Below are 13287 nucleotides of genomic sequence, written 5' to 3' on the forward strand. Positions count from 1 at the left end.
CGTTAGCAGCAGCGCGCACCGCCTTTGCCGCCGTAGCGCGCATCCTGGCGTTCGCGGAAGAATTCTTCATACGTCATCGGTGTTTGCTCAGGGTGCGTCAACCGCACGTGCTGAACATAATTATCATAATCAGGCACACCGACCATCAATTTGGCGGTCTGCCCAAGGTATTTACCTGCTTTGGCAAGAGCATCAAACATTTTACCACCCCATTGAATGTGAAAGACTGATGGGCTGGAACCCATCAGTCTCCTTATTCTTAGTATAACGCCAGAATCAATGCGCTGTTTTGGTGTTGCTTACAATTTCCTGATAATTTTCCGGCATCAGCTCATACGGTGTTTCATTGGCCGTTGGTTTGTCGGTTTTCAGTGACGCAAGCGCGGTTTTTATTGAGAAGAACGCAATAACCACCACAACCACCATAAAGAACATGGTCAGACCCGCATCAAGCCGATTGTTGAATACCAACTGTGCCAACTGGGATTCAGTGTACTGAGGAGGAATATTACCACTGTCAATCATTGCCTGGAACCTATTGGCAACGGCCAGGAAGCCCACTCTGGCATCTTCGCTGAACGATTTTTGCCAGCCGGCAGTCAAGGTACACACCAGCAACCACGAGGTAGGTACCAAGGCTACCCATGCGTAACGCTGTCTTTTCATCTTGAACAGAACAACGGCACACAGTGACAACGCCATCGCTGCCAGCATCTGGTTGGCGATACCAAACAGTGGCCACAGGGTATTAATTCCACCCAACGGATCCACCACGCCCTGATGCAGGAAATATCCCCACGCCATTACGCATAGCGCAGTTGCAATGAGGTTGGCTGGCAAAGAGTCAGTTTTCTTCATCGACGGTGCGAACACACCCAGCAGATCCTGCAGCATAAAGCGTGCTGCTCGGGTACCCGCATCAACGGCGGTCAGGATAAACAGTGCTTCAAACAGGATTGCAAAGTGATACCAGAAAGAGATCTCCATCAGGCCACCCAGCGCCCCGTGCAGAATATAGGCCATCCCTACAGCCAGCGTAGGTGCACCGCCCGCACGTGAGATAATGCTCTGCTCGCCGACCTCATTGGCGATCGTTTGCAGGGTTTCAGGTGTTACCTGGAAGCCCCAGCCGCTGACTACGGAAGCTGCGGAAGCCACCACATCAACGGTGCCTGCCGGTGCCAGAACTGCCAGCGGACTGTTCATGGCAAAGTATACGCCTGGATCAATTACGCAGGCCGCAACCAGCGCCATGATGGCAACGAAAGATTCCATCAGCATGCCGCCATAACCGATAAAGCGAGCCTGATTTTCGTTGGCCAGCATTTTCGGCGTCGTCCCGGAGGCGATCAGCGCGTGGAAACCAGAGACGGCACCACAGGCGATGGTGATGAACAGGAACGGGAACAGATTACCAGTCCAGACAGGACCAGTACCGTCAACGAACTTGGTCAGCGCAGGCATTTCCAGCATAGGCCGAACGACCAGAATACCGATTGCCAGACCGACTATCGTGCCGATTTTCAGGAAGGTAGAGAGATAATCACGCGGTGCCAACAGCAGCCATACAGGCAACACGGCAGCGACAAAACCATAGCCGACCAGGATCCAGGTCAACTGCACACCGGTGAAATCAAAATAAGGTGCCATGGCTGGATTTTCGGCCACCCATCCGCCAGAGATGATGGCGAAAATCAGGAAGACCAGCCCGATAATGGACACCTCACCGATGCGACCAGGACGGATATAGCGGGTATAGATTCCCATAAACAGCGCCAGCGGAATGGTAAAGGCGACGGTATAGGTTCCCCATGGGCTATGGGTGAGGGCTTTTACGACGATCATTGCCAGAACGGCCAGAATGATCACCATAATCATAAAGCAGGCAATCAGGGCAATGACCCCAGCGGTATTTCCCATCTCATCTTTGACCAGCTCACCCAGTGAACGGCCATCGCGACGGGTCGAGACGAACAGCACCATAAAGTCCTGCACAGCCCCTGCAAATACTACCCCTGCCAACAACCACAGCATGCCAGGCAGATAACCCATTTGCGCGGCCAGTACCGGCCCGACGAGCGGCCCCGCCCCAGCAATTGCCGCAAAGTGGTGACCAAAGAGGACTTTCTTGTCGGTAGGGACGTAGTCGAGGCCATCGTTATGACGTATTGCGGGTGTCATACGCGTGGAGTCGACGGAAAGAACGCGTTCCGCAATAAAGAGAGCGTAATAGCGATAGGCGATCAGATAGACGCAGACCGCAGCAACGACTATCCACAATGCGTTGATTCGTTCACCACGGTTTAGCGCAATGTACCCGAGGGCAAATGCACCCACGATTGCCAGTACTATCCATATTGCGTGTTTTTTTATATTCATGAGTATGAGTCCAACATTATTATTACAACCAGAGGTGTTTTACGTTTCACGTTAAAAACATATCAACTCTATATTGGTAATGTTGCTTATGCAGAGTCCTCATGGCATCTAATTGTTCAGATTGATACGTGGATCACTCGAATTGTAATAAATCATGTATTTCCTGCGCTTTTCCTGTGCGCTTTCTACGGCTTATCCGCCATTGCGTAAGGTTATTGAAAGCCGTTGTCGCTGTGAAAAAGGGTACATTTCCGTTATATCATATTACGGATTATTCTTAGGGTCAGAGCAATTCCGTTTGGCAAGAACAGTGCTGATTGAGATAAGAATGCGGTCAGGCGAAATTGCCTGACCGCACTGTTTTCAGGAGAGTTTACTAACCGCGGGATGCAACAATGGCATCAGCCACATTGCGCGGAGCCTCGGCATAATGCTTGAACTCCATGGTATACGTGGCTCGGCCCTGCGACATCGATCGCAACGTGGTGGAATAGCCGAACATTTCTGATAACGGCACTTCCGCCCTGATGGCCTTGCCGCCACCGATCATTTCTTCCATGCCCTGCACCATACCGCGGCGCGAAGAGAGATCGCCCATCACATTACCGGCATACTCTTCCGGCGTTTCAACTTCAACGCTCATCACCGGTTCAAGGATGACAGGACTGGCTTTTCTCGCGGCTTCTTTGAAACCAAAAATTGCCGCCATTTTAAACGCCAGTTCGGACGAATCGACTTCATGGTACGAGCCAAACGTCAGCGTAACTTTGACATCGACCACCGGATAACCGGCCAGGACACCGTTGTTTTGCGCCTCGATGACCCCTTTCTCTACCGCGCCGATAAATTCACGTGGTACAACCCCGCCTTTGGTGGCGTCAACAAAAGAGCAACCGGTGCCTGCGGGCTGCGGTTCCAGAGTAAAGACGACGTGGCCATATTGGCCTTTCCCTCCAGACTGACGGACAAATTTGCCCTCAACATCCGTGACTTTTTGTCGCACCGTTTCCCGATAGGTGACCTGCGGTTTACCAATATTGGCTTCTACACCGAACTCGCGTTTCATACGATCCACGATAATTTCCAGATGCAGTTCCCCCATCCCGGAGATGATCGTTTGTCCCGATTCTTCATCCGTGTGGATACGGAACGAAGGATCTTCAGAGGCCAGACGTTGCAGGGCGATGCCCATTTTCTCCTGATCGGCCTGAGTCTTGGGTTCGATCGCCTGAGAGATAACCGGTTCCGGAAACTCCATTTTAACCAGTGTCAGCACGGCGTTAGGGTCGCACAGGGTTTCACCGGTGGTCACTTCCTTAAGGCCGACACAGGCCGCGATATCACCTGCACGAATCTCATCAACCTCGATGCGCGTATTGGCGTGCATCTGCACAATACGCCCAATGCGCTCTTTCTTGCCGCGAATCGGGTTATACACGCTGTCACCTTTACTCAAAACACCCGAGTACACGCGAACAAACGTCAGTTGCCCCACATAGGGATCCGTCATCAGTTTGAACGCCAGCGCGGAAAACTTCTCGCTGTCGTCAGCGTGGCGAACCACTTCATTGCCTTTCTCATCTGTACCGATCACCGGCGGAATATCCAGCGGGGATGGCATGAGTTCGATGACGGCGTCCAGCATGCGCTGTACCCCTTTGTTTTTAAAGGCACTGCCACATAGCATGGGCTGGATCTCGCCAGCAATGGTGCGGATGCGCAAGCCGAGGGTAATTTCGTCTTCGCTGAGCTCGCTGCCTTCAAGGTACTTGTTCATCAACTCTTCATTGGCTTCCGCAGCGGCGGAAATCATTTTCTCGCGCCATTCATTGGCTTGCGTGAGCAGATCCGCTGGGACAGCTTCATAGGAAAACTTCATCCCCTGGGATTCCTCATCCCACAGGATGGCTCTCATTTTCCGTAAATCCACGACGCCAACAAAATGATCTTCACTGCCAATCGGGATAACGATCGGGACTGGATTGGCCTTGAGGCGATCGATCATCATCTGGCGAACGCGGAAAAAGTCAGCGCCGGGGCGATCCATCTTATTGACGAAAGCCAGACGCGGAACACCGTATTTATTGGCTTGACGCCAGACCGTCTCGGATTGTGGCTGTACGCCACCGACCGAGTCATACACCATGACTGCGCCGTCAAGTACCCGCATGGAACGTTCGACTTCGATAGTAAAATCGACGTGCCCTGGGGTATCGATAATATTGATCCGATGCTGGGGATAGGTGTGATCCATACCGCGCCAGAAACAGGTCACCGCAGCAGACGTAATGGTAATGCCACGCTCCTGTTCCTGAGCCATCCAATCGGTCGTCGTCGCACCGTCATGCACCTCACCTAGCTTGTGACTCACGCCGGTATAAAAGAGGATGCGCTCGGTGGTCGTGGTTTTACCGGCGTCGATGTGTGCGGAGATACCGATATTTCGATAGCGTTCAATGGGAGTTTTGCGTGCCATATAACGTCCTTACAAGATGATGGCTACTTCATGATCCTCCCATGGAAATATGACTTCTATTTTTTCCACGGAAGGTTGTTGTTCGCGACCAGTATAGTACAATTGTACGAGTATACACGAACAATTTTTGTTTAAGGAAAAATGCAATCCTGGGCCTGTGGTCGAGTCAAGGTTCTGCGGCACGTTCAGCGTTGCATCAGAATTGGAGTTTAGGCTATATTTCTGCGCCGGAATGTGTCCGGTCAATGTGGCACAAGGAAAAGCGCTACCTTGGATTCGCGTCAACTATCAAAAAAACAGGAGCGTTATGGCAGCCCATCACCCTGAAAGAGAACAGATTCGTCTGGAACATGTGCTGACAGCACTGGGGAATCCTTTGCGTCTGGCAGTTGTGCGCAAGTTGGCCAGGGGAGGAGAACACGCCAGTGGAACACTGGTTCATGGGCTCTCGAAATCGACATTAACCCATCATTGGCGGGTATTGCGGGAAAGTGGCGTAATCTGGCAACGACCTGATGGACGTGAAAATTTATTGTCGTTACGCCGTGACGATATTGACGCGCGCTTTCCTGGGTTGTTGGAGGTTTTACTTAATGCCGTTGAGAATGACACCACCACCAGCGAAGCGACGGCAAAGCATTTGCCCGAACAGAGGGATCAATAAAACAAGGTAACGACTGAACGTTTTCTCATGTTTATTTTGGGGCAGTTTTATCTGCCCAGCGCGCCTGCTTAATGAAAAGCTTCACATCAATACGCCTCACGCCAATAATCCCTCAAATTCTTGCGATGATTAACTCGCCTATCAAAATAAACAAAAGATTCAATAAAAAATAATTATCCTGCGTAACTGAGGATTATTCACTCCTGATTTCCCGGCATTTTGGCAGCAGAAAATACTGTCTGTTTGCAGGAAGAGTGTTGCCTGTTTTCATTATTTCTTGTGTTCTGCCATAAAATCACCTTGTATTTATCACTTTATGTTTTAACTTAGGGTAAGTTATGTTTATTTTATGTTAAAAAAATCTTAACTCATTGATGAGTATGGATCTTAAAGTTAGAAGACTATGAAATTTAATATTAATAGTATTCACGTAGACGTTAATAATCCTTGTTAAAGGGCGTTAATGGTAATAATTTTAGAATTTAGTTCTTAATATTATCATTTCTCAATTTATTATTCCGTATAAAGACAAATATCAGTATATTGATCTGACAAGAGAGGTGGGCTCTCTTCGGCAATACACACAATTGATCGCAACTGCATTGGTCGAAAATGCATTAGTTGAAAATGAATGTATGACCGCAACTATTTCAAGGACTAACCATGTTTAATACCAAGAAGAATGTTCTTATTATCGCTATGTCAGCATTTATGTCTGCTTCAGCGTTTGCCGATACACCAGTAGGTGCTGACCAGGGTTCAGGCCGAATTCATTTCACCGGAACTATCATTAATGCCCCTTGTTCCGTGGCACCTGGGGATGAAGATATCAACGTCGATATGGGTCAGATAGCGAATAAGGTCCTTGAGACCGGCAATAAATATTCTCAAAACGTAAATTATACCATTCATCTGCAAGATTGTGATTTGGCCTCACAGACCGCGGGTGATGTGGAATATCCGGCAATGTCGAAAGTGGCCGTGACTTTTGGCGGTACAGCAGACAGCAGTGTCTCTGAATTGGTCGCTAACACCGGCAGTGCAAGAGGTGCTGCTATTCGTTTGATCGATGCCAATGGTGATTTACTGAAAGTGGGTGACTCATCCAAAGATATCAATCTGGTTACGGGTAATAATGAGCTGGTTTTTGCCGCTCGCGTTGAAGCCAATAACCAGGCGGTTTCTACCGGTACTATCGTTTCCCAAGCTACTTACGCACTGAACTATAAATAAATTTTCAGATTCAATGCTATTTAATACCCCTGATAATCACTGTTAACGCCAATGTGGCTTCATATATGAAGGGTATTGGGGGAGGAAACTCCCCTTACTCTGGCATGCTCAATAACACTCCCAGGCATTATTCAAAGCTGAGTTCTGGATTACTTTTAAAAAATAAAAAAGTGATTTTACCATGTATTTTACATTGAATGGGATCTCAATGATTTTTAAGCTGGCACGGTTGGTTATCTTAGCAGCTGCTGGAGTTGTTATCTCTCCGGGGAGTCAGGCAATCGAATTCAACGTGAATATCATCGATGCCAACGATCGCGAAAACATTGATCTTTCACGATTTGAAGTGGCGAACTATATTCTGCCCGGAGAGTATCTTCTGGACGTCGTGGTGAATGGCCATGTGCTACCTGAACAGAGTCTAATAAAATTCTTAGCCACGGAAAATGAAAAGAACAGTAGGGTGTGCCTTACGCCTTTATTAGTCGATCAGTTCGATTTGATTGAGGAATTTCGTTCATCGTTGACTGCGTGGCACGGCAACGAATGTCTCTCGCTGGATCAAGAGCCTGAGATTACTGCGCGATACGATCAGGAGAAACAAACCCTGACGATGACGATACCTCAGGCGTGGCTTAATTACCGCGACCAGAATTGGGTTCCACCTTCACAATGGGACGACGGTGTACCCGGTTTTTTATTGGATTATAATTTGCTAGGCAGCAAATTTGTTCCGGAGCAGGGCGCACGCTCAACCAATTTCAGCAGCTACGGAACCACCGGTATCAATATAGGCGCGTGGCGAGTACGCGGGGATTACCAATATACCAACAGCCATTCGTCGGAAGGGCCAGTGAGTGACCAGTTTACCTGGTCGCAATTCTACCTTTATCGAGCGTTGCCCGCATTGGGTGCAAAGTTAAGTGGTGGGCAAACCTACTTTAACTCGGACATTTTTGATTCATTCCGCTTTGTCGGGGTGTCGCTTAACAGCGATCAGCGCATGTTGCCGCCGTCACTGCGTGGTTACGCGCCACAGGTTACCGGGATAGCGAGAACCAATGCGCGAATCATTATCAGTCAAAACAGCCGGATTATTTATCAGGCCAACGTGCCGCCGGGGCCGTTTGTTATCCAGGATCTGAGCGAGGCTGTACAGGGCGCACTCGATGTTCGTATTGAAGAGGAAAATGGCAGCGTGACCTCTTTTCAGGTCAGTACGGCGACAATTCCTTTCCTGACGCGAAAAGGTGCTATTCGGTTTAAAACCGCGATGGGCAAACCGACGATTGGGCGAAATAATCACGCAATCGATCCTGCTTTCTACAGCGGGGAGCTTTCCTGGGGTGTGCTGAATAACCTGTCGCTATACGGCGGTGCGATCGCGACCAATGGTGACTATCAGGCGCAAGCGCTGGGTTTGGGGCAAAACTTGCAGGATTTTGGTGCCATATCTTTCGACGTTACGCGCTCTGCTGCGACGTTGCTGCACCAAAACAGACAGACGGGATATAGCTATCGCGCAAATTACGCCAAACGTTTTGATTCCACAGGGAGTCAGATTACCTTCGCTGGATACCGTTTTTCAGAGAGAACGTTTATGTCGTTGAATCAGTTTCTCGACAAAACCAGCGGGAATACCTACTCAAGAGATGATAAGCAAACTTACACCATCACGGCGAATCAGTACTTACCCTGGCCGGATATTACGCTCTACCTGTCAGCCACACACAAAGTGTATTGGAATGACACATCGACAAATAATTACAGCATGTCGGTAAGCAAGATATTTGATATCGGCCAATTAAGAGGGATCGCGGCAACATTGTCTGCCAGCAAACTGAAATACCGCTATCAGGATGAGAATCAGATGTTTCTCTCCTTCAGTTTACCCCTCTCTACGGGGCAGCAGATCAGTTATGACGCACAGAATAATTCAACCGGTGGTTTCAGCCAGACAGTCTCTTATTACAATAGCCAGGACATGAATAACAGTTGGCGGGTAAGTGCGGGAGGCAGTAGCCCGGATATACAGCAAGGGAATGGGGTATTTCGCGGTAATTATCAGCATAACTCGCCGTATGGGCAATTGGGCCTGAATGGCAGCGTCAAGAATAATGACTATCGCTCAACCAGCGCCAACTGGTACGGCTCATTTACTGCAACGCCTTATGGGGCAGCATTACACCAGAGCAGTGTCGGTAATGAACCAAGAATGATGTTGGCTGCGGGGGTGAAAGGAATACCGGTGAATAACGGTTCAGGAATCACCAACGATTACGGTATTACCGTCGTTAATGGCGTGTCCAGTTATCAGACGTCGGACGTTCGGATTGATGTCAATAATCTCCCTGAGGATGTCGAGGTTTACAGCTCGGTTGTCAGTAAAACCCTGACCGAAGGTGCGATTGGTTACCGCAAGATTCGCGCTATAAAGGGCCAGCAATTGATGGCGATTATCCGGTTAACGGATGGGAGCTATCCACCACTTGGGGCTGCCGTAATGGATGACAGTACGGGAGTTGAAGCCGGATTAATTGGCGACGGTGGATTGACCTATCTGGCAGGTATTTCAGCAGAGAAAAATCTGACAGTACGCTGGGGAGATAATACGCAATGCCATATTAGCGTACCCGATAACCATTCGCTTTTATCCGGTCAGGTTCTATTGCCATGCCAATAATATCAGGCGTCATAAGTACAAAGTTTTATTATGGGAAAGAAAAAATGAAACAGGGAAACCCCTCTTTACTCTTTGCAATACTGATTTTTACCGTGGTGTTATGCAGCAATGCCTTTGCGGCGATTAATCTGGATAGAACACGGGTGATATTTGGCAGTAATGATAAGTCAGTCAGCGTCACACTCGAAAATCAGAGCAAGAGTTTGCCTTATTTGGCACAAGTGTGGATTGAGGATGCCAAAGGGGAAAAAATTACCCGTCCGCTGGTGGCACTGCCGCCGATGCAGCGTATTGATTCAGGTCAAAAGAGTCAGGTGAGGATCCTGCAACTGCCGGACACGGCGGCATTACCGAAAGATCGCGAGTCGCTGTTTTATTTCAATGTCAGAGAAGTTCCGCCGAAGAGCGATCTGGCCAATGTTATGCAGGTCGCCATTCAAAGCCGGGTAAAACTCTTTTTCCGACCGACTGCCATTGCACCGAAGCAAGGGGATATCTGGCAGGAAAAGATAGCGATAACGACGCAAGTTGGGGCGGTGAAAATAACTAATCCGACACCCTTTTATATCACCCTCGGCTACTTGAGTAAGGACAACGGTGGCAATTTCCCTGGTTTTGATAGCGCGATGATTGCCCCATTCGCCAGCGAAACGATTAGCACCGGAGGCTATAGCGGTGAGCGGTACAGTATCGGCTATATGGATGACTACGGCGGTTTGCAGGTCAATGAATATCAGTGCCGAAGCAGTCAATGTGAATTGATTAAAACCAGAAAGACCAGATAAAAGCGGGAGGGGCATGAGGCTAAAGCAACAATTGCGCCTATTGGGATAGGCTCTAAGCCCGATTTTTAATCAGGATAAAAAATGCATATTCAAAGAAAAAGGTGTTCTCTGCGCCAAATAACGCTATTTCTCAGCCTCTTATTTATGAGCCGGATTGTCTGGGCTCTGGACTGCGTTGAACAGGGAACGGGTTTAGTTAATATGCCGCCAATAACTGTCGGTCAACTTGCGATACCATCAAATGTTCCTGTAGGGACAAAAATATGGGAATCCAATGATATCAGTATGACCGCGTATTGCGATAATGTCCTCGGCACCATAACCGATGTCGTCCATTTTTACTTCAACCCAAAATCCCAATCCTTAGGTTATGGGCTTAAGCTTGGTGTGAGTTATAACGGCCAGGATCTCGAGGAGAACGCACAGCGTTTGAGTACCGGCAGCAGTCCAATTGTCAGAGGGCAGAATGTCACTGTTCCTGTCTCTTTTCGACTTTATATAAAGTTGGATGGTAACGCCCCCTCCAATGGTAACTATGTTGGGGACGATCAATTCACTGTATTCCAACTTGATGGGAGTCGTGGTCTGAATCAATCCGGCAATGCAAGAAACGTAAAATACACACTTTCAGGACTCAAAGGGATACGATTTCTGGCCTGTGGTTCGGATCTACAGGTCTACCCTGAGTCGCAAATAGTCGATTTCTCCAGTATCCAGAAAAATAGATTAAGTGAAGGTTCTGGCGTCAGTTTACCTTTTTCAATTAAAGCAATAAAACAGGGTTGCACGGACAATTTTTCCCTTCAAGCCGAGTTTTCCTCCCCCAGTCCGTTGATTGGTGATAACGCCATCGACCTGCAAAATGGGGCGAAACTAATGTTATACAATGATTTGCAACAGGCTATTCGATTTGAACACTACGATAACTTTGCAGAATTAAACAACGTCAACGAAGTGACTAAAGAGTTTACGGCAACACTAAGTGCGATCCCCGGCAGGGAAATAACCCTTGGTCAGTTTGATGCATCAGTCATTGTGAAAATTAATTACTATTAACTAAAGGGATATTATGACAGGAAGATCAGAAACCCAGGGGTGATTAAAACACTTCCCGATCTGTATTTGAAATAAGGCAAACCTGGCGTAAATGGGTTGGCAAAGGTGGGACAATAATGGAATTCATGAAGAATGCCAGATTGCGGGCAAAAGCACTGGAAGATCCCCAAGTTCATTATGATGCTCAAGAACCTGTAGAAGATATTGAACTGGAAGATATGCTGCAAAGAATGCGGGAAGAAGCGGGATTAAGTCAGGCTGATGTAGCGAAAAGATTGGGAGTGACGCCGCCAGCGGTTAATCGTCTCGAAAAGAGACCGGCACATGCCAGTTTCCGGACCTTGAAACGCTATGCCTTGGCATGTGGTTTTAATTTTTACTTTTATTATAAATAACCGCCCGGTACTTTGGTTCATTTCAAAAGATATAACGATAAACACACATCACAACAGGTGATTGATTATTGGCTATCAAAATCGTGTTTTTGGTGTATTTGTTAATAACGAGAGTATCCCTGTGACCGAGGACGAAGAGGCTGTTAAACATGACAAGACTTGCCAGAACTTTATCAATGTTATCTACACCATCAATATCAATTCGTTTACTGGTAAACGTATAAGTATGTTGTTCTCTACTCTCTACTTTATAATTAAAGTAGACATTCCTTTGGATGGTTTTTTTGTCTATTGTTTCATCCATTTCATTATATAAGGTTGCTGTGCCGCTTATTGAATAGAGAATTTTATTGGCGTCTAAAAATGAAAAGTAAATGGTTGCGTTCATTGTAACCCGCTTGTCGTTATAGATGCCTTCGACAAGCATATTACCGCGGCAGCCATAGTTATAAGCAAGATCATTACTGCTGGTTTTTGCAGAAAATATTGTATGGATAGCATATGCTATCAACATTATTGTACCCAGGATAAGAGGGAGTAATATAGCCGCTGCCTTTACTTTAATCATCGAATTTCCTGTTGTTACTATAATAGCTTACGCATAATTCTATATTGTGGCTATTGCCAACCTCACATTTGGCCATGAATTCTCTTGAAGAGCCGGTATCAATGGGTGAAAGAAGGGATTCGGTGTGAAATACGATAATATCATTACCTTGACAGCTTACCTTCTTTTTGTCTATGAAGGATTTGGCCGACTCGATGAATTTCTGCTCACTGTGTACGGGAATCGGGTTTGATGAATACACATTGCACTCTCCAAGCGTTGCAACAAAAAGATTGTTTGAGATATGCTGACGATCGAATTTTATAATTATCAGGGAGGAGAGTAAAGATAATATCAGGCAGCCAAGCACATAGATAATTAACGGGAATTTTAAAAATCCAATGTCTTTTTTGTTTAACGTAACATCAGCAGATTCCGCGAATTTTACAGTATCGAGAGTATTTTCAACCGGAGGTAAAGGAGGGGAGAGTGGTTTTTCCAGTATGTCTGGTTCGCAGTGGATTTTTACGTCGATCTCTTTTTTGAGAAGAAATCCAACTTTAGGGACAGTGACAATGAGTTCCGAAGTAATACCCAGGCTGGAAATCACTTTTCTCAGTTTACTGATGCAATGATTAAGATTGTTGTTGCTTGAAATTAAACCATAATCATCCCAGACCTTTTGAAAAAGAGTTTCCCGCATGACGACAATACCCTGCTGCTCAATGAGTAATGCCAAAATACGACGAGCTGGATTAGAGATGACAACTTTCTCTTCGCTATTATCCCGTATAACGAGCGTATTTTCATCCGTATTGAAGAGTATATGATTTTCAATTACATAAATCATCCATTAGCCGTCCTTATCTTTCCTGCAATGCATTTCCTACTATTCAAAAAATAGTATGCAGTCAACATACTTTGTCTCTTTTCTCGCCTCTTTTTCTGAAGGCTTTGTGTCAGTATAAACTGATTCGATTATAAAAAAGAAATTCTTGTAAGTTTATTCTTAATCCAATAAATATTTATTCAGAGCGAAGCAGGCGTTAAATGCGGAATATTGAATGGA

Annotated in this window: 11 protein-coding genes; 6 read left to right on the plus strand and 5 right to left on the minus strand. The window is 46.9% G+C overall.

From position 1 onward, the window contains the following. Positions 1 to 2: 2 nt before the first annotated feature. The 3 genes from DRI82_RS01325 to fusA all read right to left on the minus strand — a co-directional run bounded on the left by DRI82_RS01325 (position 3) and on the right by fusA (position 4855). Positions 3 to 200: a YbdD/YjiX family protein gene (locus tag DRI82_RS01325; protein ID WP_114191999.1), complete on the minus strand. Its 198-nt coding sequence runs from the start codon at positions 198 to 200 to the stop codon at positions 3 to 5. 76 nt (positions 201 to 276) lie between these two features. Then, the gene (gene cstA, locus DRI82_RS01330; RefSeq protein WP_114191702.1) at positions 277 to 2379 is read right to left on the minus strand and encodes a pyruvate/proton symporter CstA; all 2103 of its coding nucleotides are present in this window, start codon (positions 2377 to 2379) and stop codon (positions 277 to 279) included. A 376-nt stretch (positions 2380 to 2755) separates the two neighbouring features. Beyond that, a complete protein-coding gene (fusA, locus tag DRI82_RS01335) occupies positions 2756 to 4855 on the minus strand; it encodes an elongation factor G (RefSeq protein ID WP_114191703.1) in 2100 nt (699 codons plus the stop codon). A 307-nt stretch (positions 4856 to 5162) separates the two neighbouring features. Between fusA and DRI82_RS01340 the strand changes: the two genes are divergently transcribed. The 6 genes from DRI82_RS01340 (at position 5163) to DRI82_RS01365 (ending at position 11671) form a co-directional block, all read left to right on the plus strand. Beyond that, positions 5163 to 5519 (plus strand): ArsR/SmtB family transcription factor, encoded by a 357-nt coding sequence (locus DRI82_RS01340; RefSeq protein WP_114191704.1) that lies wholly within the window; start codon positions 5163 to 5165, stop codon positions 5517 to 5519. Positions 5520 to 6182: 663 nt separating this feature from the next. After that, complete coding sequence (locus DRI82_RS01345) at positions 6183 to 6752, plus strand: fimbrial protein (RefSeq protein ID WP_114191705.1); 570 nt, start codon at positions 6183 to 6185, stop codon at positions 6750 to 6752. A gap of 208 nt (positions 6753 to 6960) precedes the next feature. Next, positions 6961 to 9435: a fimbria/pilus outer membrane usher protein gene (locus tag DRI82_RS01350; protein WP_245956746.1), complete on the plus strand. Its 2475-nt coding sequence runs from the start codon at positions 6961 to 6963 to the stop codon at positions 9433 to 9435. Between the two features lie 44 nt (positions 9436 to 9479). Then, positions 9480 to 10220 (plus strand): fimbrial biogenesis chaperone, encoded by a 741-nt coding sequence (locus DRI82_RS01355; protein WP_114191707.1) that lies wholly within the window; start codon positions 9480 to 9482, stop codon positions 10218 to 10220. Between the two features lie 81 nt (positions 10221 to 10301). Further along, the gene (locus DRI82_RS01360; RefSeq protein WP_114191708.1) at positions 10302 to 11276 is read left to right on the plus strand and encodes a fimbrial protein; all 975 of its coding nucleotides are present in this window, start codon (positions 10302 to 10304) and stop codon (positions 11274 to 11276) included. Between the two features lie 116 nt (positions 11277 to 11392). Then, a complete protein-coding gene (locus tag DRI82_RS01365; protein ID WP_245956747.1) occupies positions 11393 to 11671 on the plus strand; it encodes a helix-turn-helix domain-containing protein in 279 nt (92 codons plus the stop codon). A gap of 22 nt (positions 11672 to 11693) precedes the next feature. Here the strand turns inward: DRI82_RS01365 and DRI82_RS01370 are convergent, their stop codons facing one another. Both DRI82_RS01370 and DRI82_RS01375 read right to left on the minus strand, forming a co-directional pair. After that, the gene (locus DRI82_RS01370) at positions 11694 to 12239 is read right to left on the minus strand and encodes a FidL-like protein (protein ID WP_114191709.1); all 546 of its coding nucleotides are present in this window, start codon (positions 12237 to 12239) and stop codon (positions 11694 to 11696) included. Then, the gene (locus DRI82_RS01375; RefSeq protein ID WP_114191710.1) at positions 12232 to 13068 is read right to left on the minus strand and encodes a winged helix-turn-helix domain-containing protein; all 837 of its coding nucleotides are present in this window, start codon (positions 13066 to 13068) and stop codon (positions 12232 to 12234) included. The genes DRI82_RS01370 and DRI82_RS01375 overlap by 8 nt, the downstream gene beginning before the upstream one ends. Positions 13069 to 13287 lie beyond the last annotated feature (219 nt).

The sequence above is a fragment of the Edaphovirga cremea genome, assembly GCF_003332275.1.
In the GTDB taxonomy this organism is placed as follows: domain Bacteria; phylum Pseudomonadota; class Gammaproteobacteria; order Enterobacterales; family Enterobacteriaceae; genus Edaphovirga; species Edaphovirga cremea.